The sequence below is a fragment of the Mesorhizobium sp. WSM4836 genome (assembly GCF_055811815.1).
Window position 1 is genome coordinate 205524 of sequence record NZ_JBVVQF010000003.1, and the last position, 21120, is coordinate 226643.

Sequence of the window (21120 nt, forward strand, 5' to 3'; positions counted from 1 at the left end):
TGTTCGACCGGCTACGTCGCGAGCGCGGCCGATCTGTTGAACACGATGGTCACCCGCGTTCCTTTGCCGGGGGCGGAATCCACCTCGAACCTGGCTTTGGCATTTTCGGTCAGCGATTGAGCGACCAATGCTCCGAGCTTGCCGGGTTTCGGCCAGGTCTCGCCTTCGGGCAGGCCAATGCCGTCATCGGCGACTACGATGCGAAAACCGTCGCCATCGATGACGCTGCGCAGCGTGATCGTTCCGCCTTCGCGACCCGGAAAGGCGTGTTTCAGCGCATTCGTCAAAAGCTCATTGACCACTAGACCCGTTGGCATCGCCACGTTGATGGACACGGGATAGGTGTCGACCTTCATGTCCAGCCGGATGCCTTGCATGGCGTGCGACGTCATCACGGCGGAAGCGATCTGGCTGAGATAGACGCCGAGGTCCACTTCGGCCTTCTGTTCGTCCACCGACAGCGTCTGATAGAGAATTGCGAGCGCATCGACGCGGCCGGCGAGGCGCTCGAAACGTTTCTGATCGGGTGACGCCGCGCTGCGGGCCTCCAACCTGATGAGAGCCGTGATCATTTGGAGATTGTTCTTCATCCGATGCTGCAACTCGCGCAGCAGCGTGTCCTTTTCCCGGATGCGTTGTTCGAACGCTTCGCTGTCGCTTGCCTTGTGTGCGGTGACATCGACAAGAGCGACCAGTCGAAAGGACCGTCGCCCGCGCTCGCCCTCGATAAGGTTCGAATACACATCGACGATGACCGGCGCTGTGCCGTCACGTTGCATGCTGAACGTTCCCGCCCGGTCGATGTCCTCGACGATGGCCTGGGCCAGTGGCCGGTCCTTGTGTTCGCCCAAGCCTTCTCCGCTCAGTGCAGCCCAGTTGCAGCGCTCCAGCTCTGCAACAGAAACGCCTGACAATTTCTGGAACTCGGAATTGACATAGACGTTCATCGCCGTCCAAATCGGAAATTGCGATCGCAATCGGCAGCTGGTCGAGGAACCTCTTGTAGCTGTCACTGTCCAGGGCGCCCGCCAGGTCGAGCGTGTCGAGCAATTGCTGGAGCTGCTCGGTTTTTTCGACTTCGGCGGACATTCCAACCTTTCGATATCTTCGGGTAGGACCATGATCAATATCAGGTCACTCGCCAACTGCGAAGTCCGCTCATTTGCCGTGCGGCTACGAGTGGCAGACAGCCGAGATCATGATTGAGAAGTCTGAAGGCTCAGCTCGAATGGCTCTGCTGGACCAGATGGAATTTATACCGGTCGCGAATATGCGCGTTGAAGAACCGGCCCTTCGACGAGGATTTGCGGAACGCGGCGTGGACCTGCGGCGGAACGTCCTCGTAATCATAGCGGTTTCCGCTCGGGACGAACCACACCGAGAGCACCCTCGTCGCCGGTTGATAGTCGATGTTTCTGATCGCAGTTGAAGGCATCTCGACAGGTCCAATGCTCGGCAGTGCTCCAGCCACTCCATTATATGAATAACCCTGTGCGGAGAGCGGGGTTCCTTCCTGCCGAAGCAGCCTTGCCGCTACGGGCCGGCTTCACCAAATACGGCTGATGCCAACGCTCAAGACATCGGCTGCAGCCCGCCAGGGCGATCTCTTTGCCGCCACCGAGGACCTGCCGGAAGGATTTCGCTACCAGCCCGAACTGATCACGCCGGACGAAGAAGCAACGTTGGCGAGCCAGCTCGCAAGCCTGCCATTTCAGGCCTTCGACTTTCACGGCCATCTGGCAAACCGCCGGGTCGTCGGCTTCGGGCTGCGTTACGACTACGACCGGCGCGAAGTCGTCGAGGCACCGCCGATACCTGGCTTTCTGCTGCCGCTCAGGGAAAAGGTTGCAGCCTTTGCCCGCTTTCCGGCCGAAAGCTTCGTGCAGGTGCTGATCAACGAGTACCGGCCAGGCGCCGGTATCGGCTGGCACCGCGACAAGCCTCATTTCGAGACGGTCGCCGGCGTTTCGCTGCTGGCCGCCTGCAGCTTTCGCCTGCGCCGGAAAAACGGCACGCAATGGGATCGCAAGACCGTCACCGTCGAGCCCAGATCGGCCTATCTGATGACGGGTGCCGCGCGCAACGAATGGGAGCACAGCATTCCGCCGGTTACCGAGCACCGCTATTCGATCACGTTGCGCACGCTGCGCGCTCAAATTCGCTTGGGACGGCGCGGTGAGGCAAGCCAGGCGCAACCCTGAAGTACTGAGCCGATACGGTTCATCGGTCGCCATGCCGACTGGCAAAATCCGCCAGCATGGCGCGCTGGCCTTTCAGGATCTTGAGGTTGGCTTCAGGCAGGGAGAACCAGCCCGCTCTGTCGACTTCGGCAAATTCCTTCATCGAGCCGGACCTTGGCGGCCATTCCATGACGAAGGTGTTGCTGCTTATGGCGTCGCTGTCGAAGTCCGCTTCGACGCACCAAGCGATGACGAGCTTGCCGCCCGGCTGCCGGTAGCTGCCAAGGTGCTCGAAAACTCCATCGATGGCGACGCCGAGTTCCTCTTCGGCCTCGCGTTTTGCCGCCGCCAGCTCGTCCTCGTTCTCGTGCACCAGGCCCTTCGGGATCGACCACGCGCCATCGTCCTTCTTCGCCCAGAATGGGCCGCCCGGATGCACCAGCAACACCTGAAGTGAACCTCTGCTTTGGCGATAAATGAGCAACCCCGCGCTGCGTTTGGCCATTCCGCTATTCCCCTGACGAAAATGAAACGAACGTTCTCGTTCCGGCCAGCATGTGGAGCAGCCTGCCACGGCGGAACGATTTCCGCTCGCAGCCGTTCCGTCCGTTCGGCAAATGAGTGATTGATATGGCGACGCCCCGAGCTGCCTGGAAGGGCTTTATGAAAGTCGGATCGGTTTCCTGTGGCGTCAAGATCATCGGCGCCGTCAGCGAGGCCGAGAAAGTGCATTTCAGGATCCTGAATCGCAAGGACGGTCTCCCGGTCAAGAGCGCTTACATCGACGAGGAGACCGGCGACACGGTGGAGGCTGCCGACCAGGTAAAGGGCTATGAGGTGGAGAAGGGCGAATTCATCCGTATTGAGCCGGACGAAATCAAGAAACTGAAGATGGTGTCGCAGCACACGCTCGAGATCGGCGAGTTTGTGCCCACCGCCGAAATCGACGCACGCTACCTCGAAAAGCCCTATTATCTGGTCCCGGCCGATGCGCCCTCCACGGAGGCTTTCGCGGTGATCCGGGACGCCATGGCCAGGAAGAAAGTGGCAGCCCGGTCCTGCGTCGTGCTGTACCAGCGTGGCCGAGAGGTACTGATCCAGCCGCTGGGCAAGGGCATGGTGATGACGGAATTGCGCAATCACAATGAAGTGGTCGCGACGGACGCGGTGTTTGAAGGGCTGAAGGCTCGCAAGGTCGATCCCGAGATGCTGGAAATCGCGCAATTGCTGATCGACAAGAAGCCCGCCAAATTCGATCCGTCGAAGTTCGAAGACACCTATGAACAGGCGCTGGTTGCGATGATCGAAGCCAAGCGCAAAGGCAAGACACCGCCCAAGCCGGCACCCGCGCCGAGGACGAACGTCGTCAATCTCGCCGATGTTCTGCGTAAGAGCCTGGCGCAGGAGGGCGGCAAGGCTCCGAACAAAAGTCCGAGGGCGGCGGCGAAACGCAAATCGGCCTGAATGTCCGAAAGCAGATCGAACGGAACCGAAAACACGCGCGCGCATTTAGATGACGTAGCAATCCGTCGGCAAGCCAAGCGGAGCGGGGGACAGGTGGACGTCGTTGAACTAAGGACTGGCGGAATCCCGCAAGTTTCCTCCGCCGATCTGATGCAGGCGTTGCCTGTCGCTGTCTACACCACCGACAAACAAGGCTACATCACCTTCTTCAACGAAGCCGCTGCCGATCTCTGGGGATATCGTCCAGTTATCGGCCAGGACCGCTGGTGCGGATCATGGAAGCTTCGCCACATGGATGGGCGGCCGATGGTGCACGACGGATGTCCGCTGGCCGTTGCCTTGCTGGAGGAGCGGGACGTTCGTGGGGGCCGGGCGATCGCCGAGCGGCCGGACGGTCAGTTCATCCCGTTCAGCGCGCATCCGGTCCTGCTTCGCAATGCGACCGGCGAGGTCATCGGCGCCATCAACACCTTGCTCGACCTGCGCACCCAGGCACTGGCTGACGACGCCGGCATAAGGCTCGCTGCCATCGTCGAATCCTCGATGGACGCGATCGTGTCGAAAGACCTGAACGGCATTATCACTAGCTGGAACGACGCCGCACAACGCCTGTTCGGCTACACGCCCGCCGAGGCGATCGGCCGCCCGGTGACGATCCTCATCCCGCCCGACCACCTGGATGAGGAAGCCATGATCATCAGCCGCATTCGCGCCGGCGAACGGATTCCTTCATACGAGACTATCCGGCAGCGCAAGGACGGCACCCTGGTACCGGTTTCGCTCACCATTTCGCCGATACGCGACGGCATCGGGCGTATCGTCGGGGCCTCCAAGATCGCGCGCGACATCAGCCCGCATAAGGAGAGCGAACGGCGCATCCGCACCCTCATGCGCGAAGTCAACCATCGCGTCAAAAACCAATATTCGGTGATTGTCTCGATGATCCGCGAGACCAGCAAGCTGGCGGGTACGCCAGAGGCTTTCCTTTCCCAAGTCCGGGAACGCATCATGGGACTTTCGGAATCGCACGATCTGCTGGTCGATGCCGAATGGCGCGGCGCGACTATCGGCGAATTGATCCATGCCCAAACCAAGGCGTTCACGCCACCGGCCCGTCTGTCGATGAGCGGGCCGATGATCATGCTGCAGCCCAACGCGGTGCAATATCTCGGTATTGCGTTTCACGAGCTGGCCACCAATTCGGTAAAGCACGGAGCGCTGTCGCATCATGACGGACGGGTCGAGGTCGAATGGACCGTGACGCCAGCCGCCGATGGCAGCGATGGTTTCCGCCTTGTCTGGCGGGAACTGGACGGACCGTTGGTGGATGAAAACACGCGACGCGGTTTCGGAACGGTCGTGCTCAAGCGCGTCACGCCGCAGGCGCTCAGCGGCACCGGCCGCCTTGATTTTGAGAGGCATGGCATCATCTGGACGCTGGAAGCGCCGCTGCGCTTCGTGCAGATGTCGATGGTCGGCATCGCGGCTGATTGAAGGCCGCACCTCGGCCGCGGCTTGGCGGCCGTGTGGGAACGCAATCCCTTTGGTAGCAATCAGGAGGAGCAGCAATGAGTTGGCTGGGCACCTGGCGGAACCAGTACGGGTCGGTCGTCGAACTGACCAGCGAAGAGGGCGGACGGATCGGCGGCACCTTCAGGACGGCGCTGGAGGACAGCGCCTTCTTCGGCATGACGGTGCCGCTGTTCGGAGCCTGCCATGGAGACGTCATCGGATTCACCTGCGCGGCCGAAGGGCGGGCCGGAGCCGCGGCGGTGAGCTATACCGGAATCCTCAGGAACGGGAAGCTGGAGATGCTGTGGCACACCGTTGCGGACGCCGCTTTGTCGGCGGAAAAGGAAGGTGCCCCGGCCCGTGCCAGGAAACTCCCCGCCTGGCGCGCGTTTGGAACCAGCCTCGACAGTTTTGAACGCATCTCCTGACAAGTCGCGCCGCTGTGACGGCATTCAGCTCGCAAGCGAGGCAGGAAGGGTCCCGCAGTGCATCGGAACTCGCGCTAACGATGGCGCGTTGGTGCGCCAGGACATGCGCTGTTGCTTACGGGGTCTACCAATGAGCGTGCTTTATCGCGCAGCAAAAATCGCCGAACAGGCCCATGCCGGACAGGCGGACAAGACAGGGCGGCCTTACATCGAACATTGCCGCCGGGTCGTCGATGCCGTCGAAACGCTCGACCAGAAGGCCATCGCCTATCTTCACGACATCATCGAAAAAGGCGACGGCTGGAACCGCGACCGGCTTGAGGCGGCCGGGTTCGGGCCGTCCATCGTATCTGCCGTGGACGCCATGACGCGATTGCCGAACGAGGATGATGCCGCTTTCGTTCGCAGGGCCGCGGCCAATCCGTTGGCGTTGCCTGTCAAGCGCGCCGATCTTGCCGACAATCTATGGCAGGCGCGGCAGATCGGGGCCTCGACAGCGAAATACGAAGACGGCCTGCGCATTCTCAGAGAAGAGTTCGCGAGCTGACGGAAGGCTGGCGCATGTCGCCGATTTGGACCTATTCGGTGACGTGCGGCGTATGCCGCTTGTCCTCCGCGGGATCGGCCTCGATCCGCGCCCGGCCGGGATCGAACGCGCCGTGGCGGGCGATCGCCAATGCCGGGGTGTCGGGCGTCTCGTAGGCCCACATGAAGTCTTCTGCCGACGAACCGACCGCATGAACACGCCAATAGCTTGCCGTACCCTTCAGCGGGCTGTGGCTCGTCGTGTTCGTCTTCTCCAGAAGGTCGAAATAGATGTCCTCGAACGGTATGTAGAAGACAGGATCATGATCGCCTTCGTAGAGCAGCTTTGCCCGCTCGCTCGACGCAATAATGGCGTCGGAGAACCGAACGGTCACGGTTCCATCGAACGGGACAATCCTGAGCGGACCTGGCCGGGGGGCGGAATTTGCGGCTAAGGACTGCATTCGACTTCTCCGTTGACTGCGCTGCCTTCCCGAAACGTACCATCGCCCATCAGGGTTCCAGCTCTACGCCTCTCCTCTTCCGAAACTGTCGAGGAATCTCACAAGGTGATCGGCAACGCGCTCGGGTGCTTCGCGCGTCGGAAAGTGGCCGATGCCAGCTAGAAGCTGGCGCTCATAATGGGCCGTGAAGTGTCGCTCCTTGTCTTCGGACGATTGCGGCAGCACAACGCTGTCGGCATCGCCGTGGATCGTCAGAGTAGGCGCGGGAATAGACTTGGCGGAAATCTGGCGGCGGGCAAGGTCGGCGTAGCGCGGATCGGGATCGGCTTCGCCCCAGCGAACCCTGTAGGCGTGCAACGTCACGTCGGCCCAATCGGGATTAACGAAGGAAGCGGCAACGCTGTCGAGAGCTCTTCCTCGAACCAGCCGGGCGGGCTCCAGCTCTCCCATTGGAAATGCGCGAACGCCTTGCCTTGCTGGCGAACGACCTCGGCGCCGCGATGCGTTGCCATGAACCATTGGTACCAGAATGCCCTGACCTGGCCCAGCGGCGGCGTCGCGAGTTCGCCCGGCTGCCAGCCAAGCGACAATGCCGCGCAGCATCGTATCCTTTCGGGAAATACCGAGGCGAGCAGATAAGCGATACGAGCGCCCCAATCGTGGCCGACGACCGCAAAGCGGCCGAGGCCAAGGGCGTCGGCGAAATCGATCACGTCCTGGGCCATGGCGGCAATTTCACCGGATCGCATGGTCTCGTCCGACAGGAAGGCGGTTTTGCCGAACCCACGCAGCCACGGCGCAAAGGTACGGAAGCCGGCACGATGCAGGACAGGCGCAATGCGCGCGAAGGTGGTTGCGTCGTCCGGCCAGCCGTGGAGGAGCAGAACGGGCGCGCCGGCTTCAGGGCCACCGGCGATGTATGCGATGCGCAGCAACGGCGTGGTGCAGATGGCGGGTGTTTCCATGATCCGGCAATCCCGTTTCGATCATGCCGAATGGCGTCAGATCGACTTCGGCGCAAGTTTGCTGAACCTCGCGCGGCCGCGATTGTTCCATGACATAGGGCAGACTGCCAATGGAAGCTCACCGCTGCTCGCAGTGAAGAGGACCAACAGGAACGGTTTTGCAAGGTCGTCGTTGTTTCAGACCTCCGCACGCGGCATAATCGCAATGGCCGCTACTCACCGACTCAACGGCAAATGGATCAGATGCTGGATCGATCGCCCAACCTTCCAAGGTCGCTTGGCGCTGCGCTGCGAAGGGAAGTGCCGCGGTTTGCGGCCCCCGGCAATGAAATTTCGTGCACCACGGTCGCATCCTACAATGTGCATAAATGCGTCGGCACCGACGGCAGGTTCGATCCGGAGCGTGTCGCGGCCGTGGTTAGGGAACTCGACGCCGATATCATTGCTTTGCAGGAGGCCGACGAAAGAACCGGAAGCAGGCAGGGATTGCTGGATCTCGCAGCGATCGAGCGGGACAGCGATCTCGTCCCCACCCATGTCCCGGAAAACCGCCGCAGCCATGGCTGGCACGGAAATCTGATCCTGGCACGCCGCGGCGTGGTCGAAAGCGTGAACCAGATCCGGCTGCCCGGCCTCGAGCCGCGCGGTGCGGTCATCGTGGACCTGGAGCTGAAGGGCGTTTCGCTCAGGATCATAGCCGCACATTTTGGCTTGCTGCGGCGGTCGCGCTCGCAGCAAGCCAACGCACTGGTCGAAGCCACGCACCCGGTTCTGCGGCCAACAATCCTGCTTGGCGACCTCAACGAATGGCGCGTCCGCAACAGGTCTTCGCTGCTGCCCCTGCTGCCGCATTTCGGTCCTATCGATGCGGTTCTGCCGAGCTTTCCGTCGCGCTTTCCGCTATTTGCGCTCGACCGCATCCTGGCCAGGCCGCCGCACCTGATTTCCAGCATCGAGGTGCACAAGACGCCGCTGGCGCAGCGGGCTTCCGACCATCTGCCGATCAAGGCCCGGCTGAACCTGGACGCCATACGGCAGCCGCGACTGCAACCAGAATGAACCTGAAGGGTTGTTAGTCAGATTTCAGACGGTTTGCTTCGCTGATGTTTGCCGGTGCACTTCATGGATACAGCCATTTCGCGGTTTGCCCGGGACAAGATCGCGGCAGGCAATAGCGGGCTGCTGCTGATCGCCGACAATTATGACGCGTTTGCCGCGCGAATCCTTGCCGCGCGCAGTGCCACAAGCAGCCTCGACCTGATGTACTACCTCTGGCACGACGACCATAGCGGCCGTCTACTGATGCAGGAGGTCGTCAAGGCGGCGGAGCGCGGTGTCCGCGTCCGCATGCTGCTGGACGATATAAATCCGCGCAATAGCGACGCCGCTTACCTGGCGCTCAACAGCTACAAGAACATCGAGTTGCGGCTGTTCAACCCCAGCGGCATGAGGAACGGCAGCATCTTTCGCTCGCTGGAGATGGTCGCACGGCTGTTTGCGATGACCCGCCGCATGCACAACAAGGCCTGGATCGCCGATGAGGGCTTGGCCATCGTCGGCGGAAGGAACATCGGCGATGCCTATTTCGACGCTGCGGAGACGAATTTCCGCGATCTCGACCTGTTGCTTCTCGGTCCTGCCGTAGGGCAGACGATGCAGATATTCGAGGCGTTCTGGAATTGCGACGCGGCAAAGCCGATCCAGCTGCTCAACCCGGCTGCGGCGGGCTCGCGCGCCGATTTCCTCGACAATCTCGGCGCGACCGCGGGCGGCCAGCTTTTGGACAGCGTCGGTGCCTGGCGCACGATCACGGAGTTCATTGCAGCGCACAGCGACGTCTGCTGGACGAAAGGCGTTCGCGTCATTTCCGATCCACCGGAAAAGGTGCGCGGCAAGAGGCGCAGGAACTGGCTGACCAAGGAGCTGCTTCCCGCTATCGCGGCGACTAGGCAGCGTCTCGAAATTGTCTCGCCCTATTTCATCCCCAGCCGCACCGGGTTGGCCATCCTGTCGAAGCTGGTGGACCGTGGCGCCGAAGTTGCGATCCTGACCAACTCGCTCGCCGCGACGGACGTCGCCGCCGTGCACGGCGCCTATGCCAAATACCGCCGCAAGCTGCTTAAAAAGCGTGTCCGGCTTTTCGAATTGCAGCCCTTCGACCGCCAGGCCAACATCTCCGTTTTCGGCTCGAAGGGAGCCAGCCTCCACACCAAAGCCTTCACCGTCGACGATACGCTGGGGTTTGTCGGTTCCTTCAATTTCGATCCGCGTTCGGTGTCGTTGAATGCGGAAATGGGCGTGCTTTTCCACGATACCAATCTGGTGATGAAGTTGCGCCGGCAGTTCGAGCACGAAAAGTCGCCTCAGACGAGCTACCAGCTGATCCTGGACAAAGGCGCCTTGCGGTGGCTCGGCATGGCGGATGGGGAGATCCGGCGATATTCGCGTGAACCGGAGGCCAGTCTCTATCGGCGCATCGTTGCAACGCTGGTTGGATACCTGCCGATCGAATCGCAATTGTAGAGGCGACGGATTCGTCGGAACCGGACTTTTTGTCGGAACGGAACACTTCATCGGAACGGAAGCCTGGGACCACGAGTTGTAACCCGTGTCCGGAGCATGCCGATGAAGACCACGATATACCGTTTTCTTGCTGAGCTCTTGCCGTTCTGGATGGCGCCTAAACGTAAAATGCGCGTCGGCCGCGCCGCTGAGTGGCCGGCACGACCGGCTGCTGCCGATGACGATGTTCGACCGTCAGGCGATCCGAATCGAGCAACACCGGCGCGGCGGCGCAACACGTCCTGAGGTCGGGATGCGTTCAAATTAGATCCCGCTCCAACTGTCTGGCTGGCCGCATTTCTGCGACGTCAGTGATCCCGTTTGGCTGCAGAAGCTCTAGCTCTCCCGCGATCACGATATCGTCAAGTATCGTTATTCGAAATCCGGCGTTACCAAGCATCCATTTTGCGCCACATACGTTAATGTGCGCTACATGTTGCCGCTATAGGTGAGCGCCATGAGTGATAGTGCGCTAGAATTCTTGCAGGACTGGATCCACGAAAACGTTCATGTACCGTCGCCTCCGATCAAGCTTGAAAAGGAGGCGGAAATCCTCGCTAGGGAATGCAAGGAAGAGGCGGCCGACGCCGGCGTACCCATAGAAGACATCGAGGAAGAGGTTGGCGACCTCAAGGATCTGCTCGTCGCCAAGCTTGAAGACGCAGCCGAGGACGAGGCCAGGCAACTCAACGGCCGTGGCCGCGAGTTCAAGAGAGCGGCTCAAGCCGGCAGTCGGGCGACTTGGCAGAAGCGTTTGTGACGCAGAAAGCGGCCGGCGCACCTATACGGGGGGACGCGTGAGCCGCCCAATAGCGATGCTCGCCCGTCCCAGCATCGTCGCCGCCGGGCTCAAGGAATGACGGGGGTCGCATAAACCTTTTCGCCGGACACGCGTTGTTGGGTTTCAAGCCAGGGAGATCACCATGCAGATGAAATCGGAAATCGCCGGCGAGGCCGGCAAGCAACGGCACATCCAGCGCCGGATCGACGAGAAGGACAAGTCCAAATCCAATGGCAAGCAAAAAGGCGCCATGCAGGCCGGTGCCCGCAAATATCCCGAGCCGCCCTTCCCCGAGCAGCACCAGCCGAAGCCGGGGCATGAATGGGCGATCGAGCCAGCGCCGCTTTACGATGCGCCATTTTATATCGGATCGAAAAAGCTCGACGGCAAAGTGACCGTCATTACCGGCGGCGATTCAGGCATCGGCCGTGCGGTGGCCGTGCTCTATGCGCGTGAAGGCGCCGATGTGGCGATCGTCTATCTCTCGGAGGACAAGGATGCCGAAGAGACCAAAAGGGCCGTCGAAGCCGAAGGTCGGCGCTGCATCCTGATCAAGGCCGATGTCAGCGAACGCGACCACTGCCACAACGCGGTGGCTGAGATCGTAGAGGCGTTTGGGCGCATCGACGTGCTGGTCAACAACGCCGCTTTCCAGATCCACTCCAGCGATTTCAGCGAGCTGACCGAGGAGCATTTCGACACGACGCTGAAAACCAACCTCTACGGCTATTTCCACATGGCGCAGGAGGCCGTGCCGCACATGAAACTTGGTTCGGCGATCATCAATACCGGTTCAGTGACCGGCATCGAGGGCTCGAAGCAACTGGTCGATTACTCCATGACCAAGGGCGGCATTCATGCCTTCACCCGCGCACTCTCGGGCAACCTTGTCGAGAAGGGCATAAGGGTGAACGCCGTGGCGCCAGGCCCGGTTTGGACTCCGCTCAACCCCTCGGACAAGGAAGCCGGCGATGTTTCGAAATTTGGCGCCGACACGCCGATGAAACGGCCGGCCCAGCCGGAGGAGATCGCGCCCGCCTACGTGTTCCTCGCCTCGCCGCACTGCTCGAGCTACATCACCGGCGAGATATTGCCGATCGTGGGCGGCTACTGACGGCATGTATTTCATTGCTCTGGCCACTGATTATGACGGCACGCTGGCGCATGAAGGGATCGTTGCCGAGAAGACGCTTGCGGCGCTTGAACGCTTCAAGAAGAGCGGCCGCAAGCTCATTCTCGTCACCGGGCGCGAGTTGCCCGACCTTAAACGCGTCTTTCCCGAAGTCGCGATCTTCGACAAGGTGGTCGCGGAAAATGGCGCGCTGATCTACACGCCGGCCAGCGAGGAGGAGCGGGCGATATCTCCGCCGCCCACCCCCGAGTTCATCGCCATACTCAGGAAACGCGGCGTCAAACCGCTTTCGGTCGGACGCTCGATCGTCGCAACCTGGGAACCGCATCAGGCTACCGCGCTCAAGGTCATCAAGAAATTGGGGCTGGAGCTGGAAATCATCTTCAACAAGGGCGCGGTGATGATCCTGCCCAGCGGCATCAACAAGGCGACCGGGCTGACAGCCGCGCTTCAGGACCTCAGATTGTCGCCGCACAACGTCGTCGGTGTCGGCGACGCTGAAAACGACCACGCCTTCCTGCGTGCCTGCGGCCTCAGCGTCGCCGTCGACAACGCACTGCCGGCGGTCAAGGATACGGCGGATCTCGTGACACGCGGCGCGCGCGGAAAGGGCGTCGAGGAACTGATCGCCAAGGTAGTCGAGCGCGATCGCGAGCTTGTGCCGGACCGCGACGGCATTGTGCTTGGCTCGGAGGATGGTAAGGAGGTGTATCTGTCACCAACCGATACGGTGCTGATCGCCGGCAGTTCGGGTATCGGCAAATCGACCCTAGCGACCGCACTGACGGAGCGGTTCGTCGAGAGAAAGTTTCAGTTCTGCATTTTCGATCCGGAAGGCGACTATGACGGCCTCGAAGGCGCCGTCCGGCTGGGCGACGGCTCGAATGCGCCGACGAAGACGGAGCTGCTCGACCTCCTTGAGAAGCCGGACAACAATTTGGTGGTCAACGGCCTGGCGCTGCGCGTAAACGAGCGGCCGGACTTCTTTGCCGACCTGCTGCCGGGCCTTGGCGGTGTTCGCTTCCGCACGGCACGACCACACTGGCTGATCATCGACGAGGCGCATCACCTGTTGCCGAAACGGCGCGACGACACGCCAATGGTGCTGGCCATGGAATTGCCGGGCACGATCCTGATCACCGTTCATCCGGACGCGATCTCAACCGAAGCATTGCGGCTGGTCACCGCCGTCATCGCACTCGGCCCCAAGGCGAAAAAGGTCATCAAGACGTTCTGTCGGGAGACCGGCACCGAACCGCCAAAGGACAAGGACCTGAACTCTCCAAAAGACGAGCGTGTGCTGTTCTGGCGGCCGCAGGCGCACAAGAAGCCTGCCATGGTCGAGGTGGTCGAGCCGCGCCAGTCGCTCAAGCGCCATAGCCGCAAATATGCCGAGGGCCAGCTCGACGAGAAGGGCAGCTTCTATTTCCGCGGCCCCGACAATGCGATGAACCTTCGCGCCCATAATCTGATGATCTTCGCCCAGATCGCCGAGGGCATCGACGACAGGACCTGGGAACATCATTTGCGCGCTGGCGACTATTCCGAATGGTTTCGCCACCAGATCAAGGACAAGGAACTGGCACGCGAAACCGCCGAAGCGGAGAAAGACGGCACACTTTCGGCGCAGGAGAGCCGCAACCACGTCCTCGACGCCGTGCGCCGCCGTTATACCGCGCCCGCCACCGCGCCGAAGGAATAGATGCAAACAGCGCCTAGAGCGGGATGCGTTCAAATTGAACCGTGCATCCCGCTCTATCTATTTGTTTAGCCGCATTTCTGCGACGCCAAGTGAGCCCACTTGGCTGCAAAATGCTAGCCGGTCCCAAGCCGGTTGGGTTGGACAGGTCAGACGATCAGATGATCGATCCTGACCGGCAGGTCCCGGATGCGCTTGCCGGTGGCGTGATAGACCGCGCTCGCGACCGCGGCCGCGGTTCCGACATTGCCGAGTTCCCCCAGGCCCTTGACGCCGGCCGGGTTCACCTCGTGGTCGATCTCCGGAACCAGGATCACTTCCAGCTGCTTCACGTCGGCGTTGACCGGTACGAGATAATCCTGCAGGTCGCGATTGACGTAGCGAGCATAACGCCTGTCGATTTCCGTCGCTTCGTGCAGGGCCTGGCCGATGCCCCAGATCATGCCGCCCATCAGCTGGCTGCGGGCGGTGCGGGTGTTCATAATGCGCCCGGCAGCAAAGGCGCCGACGATGCGCGGCACCCTGATTTCGCACGTATGGCGGTTGATGCGCACTTCGACAATTCGGCGCCAAAGGCATATTTCACCGAATCCTTGTCCTGGTCGCCGCCGTGGAACTCCGATTGCCCGACATAAAGCTTCTTCAGCGCCTCCGGTGACGATCCCTTTGGCGCGAACTCGGCATATTCCTCGATCGCACCGATCTGCATCGCCTTGAAGACGTCCGCCAGCTTAGCCGACTTACCGTTGGCCGCGACGATTTTCTCTTGTCTCATTTCGAGCTTGGCGTTGCCGGAACCGGCAAGCGGTCCGCCCTCGGCGACGGCCGCGGCGAAGAGCTTTGCGCGGACGGCATTGCAGGCTTTCAGCACTGCCGAGCACACGCTTGCCGTCGAAATCGACCCGCCGGACACCGGCGCCGGCGGCAATGCGCTGTCGCCCATTTCGACGCTGACCTTGTCCATTTCTATCCCGAGCCGTTCGGCCGCCATCTGCCCTGCCACCGTGCGCACGCCGGTGCCGATCTCATGCGAGCCGCATTGGACGCGAACCTCGCCGTCCGTGGTCAGCCGGACGCGGGCAGCGCATGGCGCGGCCGCCGTCGGATAGATGGCGGTGGCACAGCCCATGCCGACCAGCCAGTCGCCGTCACGCATCGCGCCAACCGCGGCCTCGCGCTTTGACCAGCCGAAGGCCTCGGCGGCCTGGTCGTAGCATTTCACGAGCGAGCGACTGGAGAACGGCTTGCCGCCGATCGGCTCCTTTTGCGGCTCGTTGATGCGGCGGAACTCGATCGGGTCCATGCCGAGCGCCACCGCCATCTCGTCCATGGCATTTTCCAGCGCATAGACATAGGGCGTCTCGGGCGGCGAACGCATGTAGCCAGGCGTGTTGCGATCGGCATGCACCAGCGAGACGTGCGTCAGCACGGAGCCGTAATCGTACATGCGGCCGGTGGCCGAAGTGCCCCCGACGACATAGGAATCAGGCCGCGAGGTCACTTCCCAGCCTTCATGCGCAAAGGCGCTGATGCGGCCGTCCCTGTTGGCGCCGATACGAATGCGGTGTCGGGTCTCAGCCCTATAGGTCTGGGTGCCGTACGCCTGCATGCGGCTGACGACGCAGCGCACCGGCCGGCCGACCCGGCGGGCCGCAACGGCAACGATCGCCGTGCGAGCCGTCATCGGCCCTTTGGACCCGAAAGCGCCGCCGACATAGGGACTGACGATCCGCACATTGGCCGGGTCGATCTTCAGCTGCCGGGCGAGCTCGGCCTTCCAGCCGGTGACGTTCTGGCTCGGCTCGTAGATGGTGAGTTGATCACCTCGCCAGACCGCCGTCGTCGAAAACAGCTCGATCGGATTGTGGTGCTGGGTCGGCGTCGAATATTTCTCGTCGATCTTGACGGCGGCCGCGGCATAGGCGGCATCAAAGTCGCCGGCTTTGACGTCCTCCTTGAACAATGGGCTCTTGCCGGCGGCCGGCTCCATCTCCGTTTCCCTGGAATCGAAGCCGGCGCTGGGCGTTTCTTCGGCGTAGTCGGCGCCGATCAGGGCGGCTGCTTCCTCGGCCGCCTCGAATGTTTCGGCCACCACCAGCGCGATGATCTGGCCGTCGTGGAAAATGGTCTTGTCATGCAGCGGAGCGATCGAACTTGCGGCGGTGTTGCCGAATTTCGGCTTGTCGACGCCTTCCATGTCGCCGATGCTGACGATATCGAGGACGCCGGGCACCTTACGCGCCCTTTCGAGCCGCAGCGCTGTGATGCTGCCCTTGGCGATGTTGCTGGTGGCAAGCGCGCCATAGGCAACATTGGCGGTTGGCAGGTCGGCCGAATAACCGGCCTGTCCGGTGACCTTCAAGCGAGCATCGATGCGCGGAACGGGATGTCCCATGTTCTCTTTCGGCGCGGGAGCAGCTTGGTTCATGGGTCAGACCTTCATGTCGCGCGTTTCGAGCAGAGCCCGCACAAGCGTGCGCTTGCCGAGCGGTATCTTGAACGCATTGTGTTCGCGCGGTTTGGCTTCGGCGAACGCGGCTTCGGCGGCAGCTTCGGCCGCGGCGTCGTCGAGTACCTTGCCGCTCAGTGCTTCCTCGGCCGCCCTGGCTCGCCATGGCACGGTCGCCACGCCGCCAAGCGCGATGCGCGCCTGGCTGACCGTGTCGCCGTCCATATCCAGAGCGACGGCCGCCGAGGCCAGTGCGAACGCATAGGATTCGCGGTCGCGGATCTTTAGGTAGCGCGAGCGGCGGCTCCAGGCGCCGAGGGGCACCTCGATGGCCGTGATCACCTCGTCGGGGGCCAGATCGGTCTCGAGATTGGGCGTGTCTCCCGGCAGCCGATGCAGCTTCGAAAACGCTATCTTGCGCATACCGCGCCTTGCCTCGACCTCGACGGTCGCGCCGAGGGCGATCAGCGTCTGCGCGAAATCGCCGTGATAGGTGGCGATGCAGGCGTCGCTGGTGCCAAGGACCGCATGCTGCCGGTTGAAGCCCTCCATGGCAGCGCAGCCGGAGCCGGGCTCGCGCTTGTTGCACGGCCAGGAGGTCTCGCGAAAATACTCGCACCGCGTCCGTTGCAGCACATTGCCGGCCAGGCTCGCCATGTTGCGGATTTGGCCGCTGGCGGCGAATTTCAGGCTTTCGGCAAGCATCGGGCAACGGCGCTTGATCTCGCCTGCGTCAGCGGCCTCCCCCATGCGGACCAGCGCGCCGAAGCGGATGCTGTCCTCCCCGACCTCGATCTGGCGCAGGGTCCGGTCACCGAGGCCGTTGAGATCGACCAGCCGTTCCGGCTGCGCCACGCCAAGCTTCATGTAGTCGGCCAGATTGGTGCCGCCGGCGATGAATTGCGCGACGGCCCCGGTCGGCGGGACACCCTCGGTGACAAAACGGGAAGCAATGGCGGCCGCCGCGGACACGTTGGCCGGTCTCTCATAAACGAAGGGGCGCATCTCAGGCTTTCCTTATTTCGTCCCGGGCCTGCACGATGGCCGCGACAATGTTGGGGTAGGCAGCACAGCGGCAGAGATTACCGCTCATATATTCGCGGATATCGTCCTCGGAGCCGGCATGGCCTTCGTCGATGCAGCCGATGGCGGACATGATCTGGCCTGGCGTGCAGTACCCGCATTGGAAGGCGTCATTGTCGATGAAGGCCTGCTGCATCGGATGCAAATTGCCGTCAGCGGAAGCCAGCCCTTCCACCGTGGTGATCTCGTGGCCCTGGTTCATGACTGCGAAGCTCAGGCACGACAGCACCCGCTTGCCATCGACAAGAACAGTGCAGGCTCCGCACTGGCCGTGGTCGCAGCCTTTCTTCGTGCCCGTCAGGCCGACATGGTCGCGCAGCGCGTCGAGCAGGCTGGTGCGATTGTCGAGGGCAAGATTGTAGGGTTGCTTGTTGATGCGCAGCGAGATCGCCGACAAGTCGCGCGGCTCGGCCGCTGTGCCCGCCTGCGGCGCGGCGGCTTTTGCCGATGCGGCGACAAGCGGGGCTGCCGCGGCCGAGACGGACCCGGTCATGAAGCTGCGTCGGCTCAGGCTGGCAAATGTGGTGCCTGACAGTCTGGTGCTTGGCATGGCTGGCTCCCGGCTGGCTGTGTCGCAAGCCGGCCGAACCGGTGACTGATAGCAAGGTTCCCCTGCCTTACGTGCCTGTGATCGATCTTCGTTCCGCCGCGCAGGCGTTCCAGTCCCAGGTAGCCGTTGTCCACGGCTCATCGTGGAACCTCATCCGCCGAACGAGATTGTGTTCATCAGGAGCCGGATTTGTCCGTTGGAGTGGCCCCCCGGACCGAGACGATGAAGGAGACGATGGTGAGCGACGACCGGGACAAGGATGGTCCTGTCGTTTCGGCGGAGCAGGCGCGGCAGGGCGAGATCATCCTGCGGACGCGGGCGCACCGGATCATTTTCATCGCCGGCCTGGTGGGTCTCGTCTTGCTGGCATTGCTGGTGTGGTGATTTGAATTCCTGACGGCCGGAGCGAAATCATGAAATCACAGCTTGTTGCCGAAAGCGCCGGGCAGAGAACGTTCGTCGTCGTGCTTGATCCCGGCGAAGAGGCGTTTGCGCAGCTGACGTCGTTTGCGGTCGATCACGGTGTTGGCAGTGCGTCGCTGACTGCGCTCGGCGCTTTCGAAAGGGCAACCGTCGGCTGGTTCGATCCTGGAGAAAAGACCTACCGGAAAATCCCCGTCCGGGAACAGTGCGAAGTGCTGAGCGCGATCGGCGATGTTGCCATCGGCGACGACGGCAGGCCCAGCCTGCATATCCACGCGGTCCTTGGATTGAGTGACGGCACCACGAGGGGCGGTCATCTGCTGGACGGCATCGTGCGGCCGACGTTCGAGGTCACATTGGTGGAGACGCCTGGCCATCTGCGCCGCAGGCAACGTCCCGAACTCGGCGTCGCCCTGATCGACTTGGAGGCTTGATCCGGGCCGATCACTTCGTTGATTTGACTGCGGCCGTTTCCGGTGCGCCTTCCCAACCGAAGACGCTGCGGCCGCCGAGCAGATGCGATTGCTCGAACTCCCCGGCGACGATTTCCTTCAGGCTTGGACCGGTGACATAGCGCTCGACCTGCCGCGCCTGGTCGTCCAGCCGCCGCAACGCGCCGATTTCTTCCTCACGTCCGAGCCTGGCCTTCTGGACAGCCGATTTCAGCACGCCGATGGTCTCGTCATAGACTTTCAGCGGCACGGGGAACGGGTGCCTGTCCTTGCCGCCATGCGCCAGCGAGAAACGCCCTGGATCGGAAAAACGGCATGGCGCGCCATGCACCACTTCAGCAACCAGCGCCAGCGCCCGCACCGTGCGCGCGCCGACATTGGGCACCAGGAGAAGGCCGGCGAAATCCGCCGGGCCGCGCTCGGCCGCCGCCGCGATGTTGCCGTGCAGGCGGCGCATGACGACATCGCTTTCGCGTACATCGTGGTGCGCCGGCATGACCAGATGCGGCAGCAGCTTTTGTGCCGGTTCCGGCGCTGGCGCCGAACCCCGCTCCAAAGCGGCAAGCTCCCTCACGATGCGATCCGGTCCAAAGTCGTGCAGAAGGTCCAGTTGTCCCTGGCGCGACGCTTGGGCGCGGCGGTCGGTCAGGTTGACGATCTCGCCCTGGTTGGCGCCTTCGATGGCGGCATGCGGCTGGTCGACAAAGCTCGTCAGGCCCTCGGACAGCCAGTGATAACGGCGCGCCACCTTGCTGTCGCCGTTCATGCCTTGCTGCACCACCACCCACTTGCCATCATCGGTAACGATAAAGCCGTGCAGATAGAGATCGAAACCGTCCTGGACCGCGGCGCTGTCCACCTTGGCGACAAGCCGGCTGGCAGTCGCGAGGCCTTCCCCGTCGAGGCCGACACGCTCGCCGATCAGGGCAAGCTCGTGCGGGGTCTTGCGCGAGTGTGCGCCGCGGCCGCCGCAAACGTGGATGCCGAGTTCGCCGGAAAGCGGCGACAGGCCGCGCTTCAACGCCCCGACGACGCTGGTGGTGATGCCGGAAGAGTGCCAGTCCATCCCCATCACGGCGCCAAAGGACTGGAACCAGAACGGATGCGCCAGCCGGCGCAGCAATTCATCGCGGCCGTAATGGTGGATGATCGCCTCGCACATGACCGCGCCAAGCCGCGTCATGCGGTCGCCGAGCCATTTCGGCACGCGTCCGCCGTGAAGTGGAAGATCAGCACTTCCCGATCGCTGTGCCACGCTCTTTTGCTTGCTCCTTGAGTCCTGCCTCGACAGATAGGTACTGGAAGCGGCTTGGAGAAGCGATGGCCCGCTTCAGGTCACGATCGTTGCGCTAGCGGGCAGGTTCGCTCAGGAGATCAAACCTTTGGATCTCGCAATGTTCGCCCACCGATGCCAGCAGATCCATTGGCGGTGCGCCAGTGTCCGGCCGTCTCCAACTGATCTCGAACGAGAAAACCGGGTCCTTGAGACCCGGGCGCCTCTCTATTGCGACGAGGCGTGCCTGGTAGCCAAGCGGCCCGATGAGCGCATCGAGCTCCTGTCGAGCCGCGCCCTTCCAGGTCAGCGCCAACTGGGCGTGATGTTCGCGCGAAATTCGGAGGTCCACCCATTTCAGGACCAGCAAGGTGGCCAGCGTCAACGCCGTGCCGGCCGCGCCCAAGCCGTATTGGCCACCGCCGAAAGCCAATCCGATCGCCGTCATCACCCACAACGTAGCCGCCGTGGTGACGCCGCTGACAAGGTTGCCGCGGCGAAGAATGGCGCCACCGCCGATAAAGCCCACGCCGGTCAGCACGCCCAGCGGAAAGCGCAAGACGTCCATCGATGCAAACGAATCCGGGTGTTTGCCTACGGTCCCCAGCAGAATGCTAGCCTGGATCATTGCGATGGCGGCGGCCAATCCGACCAGCACGGTGGTGCGTAGCCCCGCCGCGTGCCCGCGCGCCTCGCGGTTGAGGCCTATCAACAGGCCGGCGAGCGCGGTCAGAAGCAGTCGTGCCGCGATGTCCTGCCAGACCGGAACAACGAGGAGCATCGCGGTCACCCGTCGGGCCAAGCGCTGCTGGCCAAGCTTAGCGCCAGGGTCAAAGCGAACAAGGGTAACAGCGTCTTCATCGCAAATTCTTTTGGTCGATAAGCAACAAACGATGCGCTTAGGTTTTGGTTGCCCCGCCGACGAATCACCTGCGCTATGGGCAGCGGCGGAACAAAACCTTCGGCCCGCGGGTTGGTGGGTTCACGCCAACGAAGGATCTGCAGTCATGGTCCGCTTGCTGCTTGCCGGGATTGTCGCCTATCTGGCTTATCGCATCACCAAGGAGATCGGTGGGTCCGACGAGGTCGATCAGATGTCGCCTTCACCCGACCAAACTGGCCGCAAGGCGCCGAGGCGGCAAAGTGGGGCACAGGGGAATGGCGGACGGCGGTAGCGA

General features: G+C 62.4%; 22 protein-coding genes and 2 pseudogenes. 13 read left to right on the plus strand and 11 right to left on the minus strand.

The features are described 5' to 3' along the window. Positions 1 to 11: 11 nt before the first annotated feature. A pseudogene (locus AC0L2P_RS05225) lies at positions 12 to 1089 on the minus strand (sensor histidine kinase). 130 nt (positions 1090 to 1219) lie between these two features. Beyond that, complete coding sequence (locus AC0L2P_RS05230; RefSeq protein WP_473500167.1) at positions 1220 to 1435, minus strand: KTSC domain-containing protein; 216 nt, start codon at positions 1433 to 1435, stop codon at positions 1220 to 1222. 127 nt (positions 1436 to 1562) lie between these two features. Between AC0L2P_RS05230 and AC0L2P_RS05235 the strand changes: the two genes are divergently transcribed. Further along, the gene (locus AC0L2P_RS05235; protein ID WP_473500168.1) at positions 1563 to 2201 is read left to right on the plus strand and encodes an alpha-ketoglutarate-dependent dioxygenase AlkB; all 639 of its coding nucleotides are present in this window, start codon (positions 1563 to 1565) and stop codon (positions 2199 to 2201) included. 19 nt (positions 2202 to 2220) lie between these two features. On the opposite strand, the gene AC0L2P_RS05240 is transcribed toward AC0L2P_RS05235, so the two are convergent. Then, positions 2221 to 2685 carry an NUDIX hydrolase gene (locus tag AC0L2P_RS05240; protein ID WP_473500169.1) on the minus strand — a complete coding sequence of 155 codons (465 nt, stop codon included), beginning with the start codon at positions 2683 to 2685 and terminating at the stop codon, positions 2221 to 2223. A gap of 125 nt (positions 2686 to 2810) precedes the next feature. On the opposite strand from AC0L2P_RS05240, the gene ku reads away from it, so the two are divergent. From ku to AC0L2P_RS05260, 4 genes are all read left to right on the plus strand, one after another. Then, positions 2811 to 3644 carry a non-homologous end joining protein Ku gene (gene ku, locus AC0L2P_RS05245; protein WP_473500170.1) on the plus strand — a complete coding sequence of 278 codons (834 nt, stop codon included), beginning with the start codon at positions 2811 to 2813 and terminating at the stop codon, positions 3642 to 3644. A gap of 93 nt (positions 3645 to 3737) precedes the next feature. After that, positions 3738 to 5138, plus strand: a complete 1401-nt coding sequence (locus tag AC0L2P_RS05250; protein WP_473500171.1) for a PAS domain S-box protein — start codon at positions 3738 to 3740, stop codon at positions 5136 to 5138. Between the two features lie 74 nt (positions 5139 to 5212). After that, positions 5213 to 5584 carry an avidin/streptavidin family protein gene (locus tag AC0L2P_RS05255; RefSeq protein WP_473500172.1) on the plus strand — a complete coding sequence of 124 codons (372 nt, stop codon included), beginning with the start codon at positions 5213 to 5215 and terminating at the stop codon, positions 5582 to 5584. A 130-nt stretch (positions 5585 to 5714) separates the two neighbouring features. Continuing rightward, positions 5715 to 6131: an HD domain-containing protein gene (locus AC0L2P_RS05260; RefSeq protein WP_473500173.1), complete on the plus strand. Its 417-nt coding sequence runs from the start codon at positions 5715 to 5717 to the stop codon at positions 6129 to 6131. A 31-nt stretch (positions 6132 to 6162) separates the two neighbouring features. Here the strand turns inward: AC0L2P_RS05260 and AC0L2P_RS05265 are convergent, their stop codons facing one another. From AC0L2P_RS05265 to AC0L2P_RS05275, 3 genes are all read right to left on the minus strand, one after another. After that, complete coding sequence (locus tag AC0L2P_RS05265; RefSeq protein WP_473500174.1) at positions 6163 to 6504, minus strand: DUF427 domain-containing protein; 342 nt, start codon at positions 6502 to 6504, stop codon at positions 6163 to 6165. A 132-nt stretch (positions 6505 to 6636) separates the two neighbouring features. After that, positions 6637 to 6936 (minus strand): alpha/beta fold hydrolase, encoded by a 300-nt coding sequence (locus AC0L2P_RS05270; RefSeq protein ID WP_473500175.1) that lies wholly within the window; start codon positions 6934 to 6936, stop codon positions 6637 to 6639. Then, positions 6933 to 7538, minus strand: a complete 606-nt coding sequence (locus AC0L2P_RS05275) for an alpha/beta fold hydrolase (RefSeq protein ID WP_473500176.1) — start codon at positions 7536 to 7538, stop codon at positions 6933 to 6935. The genes AC0L2P_RS05270 and AC0L2P_RS05275 overlap by 4 nt, the downstream gene beginning before the upstream one ends. A 243-nt stretch (positions 7539 to 7781) precedes the next feature. Here AC0L2P_RS05275 and AC0L2P_RS05280 point away from each other — a divergent pair, with 243 nt between their 5' ends. The 5 genes from AC0L2P_RS05280 to AC0L2P_RS05300 all read left to right on the plus strand — a co-directional run bounded on the left by AC0L2P_RS05280 (position 7782) and on the right by AC0L2P_RS05300 (position 13715). After that, entirely contained in the window at positions 7782 to 8597 is an 816-nt protein-coding gene (locus tag AC0L2P_RS05280; protein ID WP_473500177.1) for an endonuclease/exonuclease/phosphatase family protein, read from the plus strand. 63 nt (positions 8598 to 8660) lie between these two features. Beyond that, the gene (locus AC0L2P_RS05285) at positions 8661 to 10061 is read left to right on the plus strand and encodes a phospholipase D-like domain-containing protein (protein ID WP_473500178.1); all 1401 of its coding nucleotides are present in this window, start codon (positions 8661 to 8663) and stop codon (positions 10059 to 10061) included. A gap of 496 nt (positions 10062 to 10557) precedes the next feature. Beyond that, a complete protein-coding gene (locus tag AC0L2P_RS05290) occupies positions 10558 to 10860 on the plus strand; it encodes a hypothetical protein (RefSeq protein ID WP_473500179.1) in 303 nt (100 codons plus the stop codon). A 163-nt stretch (positions 10861 to 11023) separates the two neighbouring features. After that, positions 11024 to 11995: an SDR family oxidoreductase gene (locus tag AC0L2P_RS05295; RefSeq protein WP_473500180.1), complete on the plus strand. Its 972-nt coding sequence runs from the start codon at positions 11024 to 11026 to the stop codon at positions 11993 to 11995. Between the two features lie 4 nt (positions 11996 to 11999). Then, positions 12000 to 13715, plus strand: coding sequence for an HAD family hydrolase (locus AC0L2P_RS05300; protein WP_473500181.1), 1716 nt, complete (start codon positions 12000 to 12002; stop codon positions 13713 to 13715). Positions 13716 to 13861: 146 nt separating this feature from the next. Here the strand turns inward: AC0L2P_RS05300 and AC0L2P_RS05305 are convergent. The 3 genes and pseudogenes from AC0L2P_RS05305 to AC0L2P_RS05315 all read right to left on the minus strand — a co-directional run bounded on the left by AC0L2P_RS05305 (position 13862) and on the right by AC0L2P_RS05315 (position 17794). Beyond that, positions 13862 to 16140 (minus strand): annotated as a pseudogene (locus AC0L2P_RS05305) (xanthine dehydrogenase family protein molybdopterin-binding subunit). 3 nt (positions 16141 to 16143) lie between these two features. Further along, complete coding sequence (locus tag AC0L2P_RS05310; RefSeq protein ID WP_473500182.1) at positions 16144 to 17166, minus strand: FAD binding domain-containing protein; 1023 nt, start codon at positions 17164 to 17166, stop codon at positions 16144 to 16146. Between the two features lies 1 nt (position 17167). After that, on the minus strand, positions 17168 to 17794 hold the full coding sequence (locus tag AC0L2P_RS05315; RefSeq protein ID WP_473500183.1) for a (2Fe-2S)-binding protein: 627 nt from the start codon (positions 17792 to 17794) through the stop codon (positions 17168 to 17170). A 222-nt stretch (positions 17795 to 18016) separates the two neighbouring features. On the opposite strand from AC0L2P_RS05315, the gene AC0L2P_RS05320 reads away from it, so the two are divergent. Together AC0L2P_RS05320 and AC0L2P_RS05325 are read left to right on the plus strand one after the other, a co-directional pair. Continuing rightward, complete coding sequence (locus tag AC0L2P_RS05320) at positions 18017 to 18178, plus strand: peptide ABC transporter permease (RefSeq protein ID WP_473500184.1); 162 nt, start codon at positions 18017 to 18019, stop codon at positions 18176 to 18178. 29 nt (positions 18179 to 18207) lie between these two features. Next, the gene (locus tag AC0L2P_RS05325; protein ID WP_473500185.1) at positions 18208 to 18651 is read left to right on the plus strand and encodes a PPC domain-containing DNA-binding protein; all 444 of its coding nucleotides are present in this window, start codon (positions 18208 to 18210) and stop codon (positions 18649 to 18651) included. Positions 18652 to 18661: 10 nt separating this feature from the next. On the opposite strand, the gene AC0L2P_RS05330 is transcribed toward AC0L2P_RS05325, so the two are convergent. Further along, a complete protein-coding gene (locus AC0L2P_RS05330) occupies positions 18662 to 19924 on the minus strand; it encodes a DUF763 domain-containing protein (RefSeq protein ID WP_473500186.1) in 1263 nt (420 codons plus the stop codon). Positions 19925 to 20018: 94 nt separating this feature from the next. After that, positions 20019 to 20723, minus strand: coding sequence for an MgtC/SapB family protein (locus tag AC0L2P_RS05335; RefSeq protein ID WP_473500187.1), 705 nt, complete (start codon positions 20721 to 20723; stop codon positions 20019 to 20021). A 226-nt stretch (positions 20724 to 20949) separates the two neighbouring features. On the opposite strand from AC0L2P_RS05335, the gene AC0L2P_RS05340 reads away from it, so the two are divergent. Beyond that, positions 20950 to 21117: a hypothetical protein gene (locus AC0L2P_RS05340; protein ID WP_473500188.1), complete on the plus strand. Its 168-nt coding sequence runs from the start codon at positions 20950 to 20952 to the stop codon at positions 21115 to 21117. Positions 21118 to 21120 lie beyond the last annotated feature (3 nt).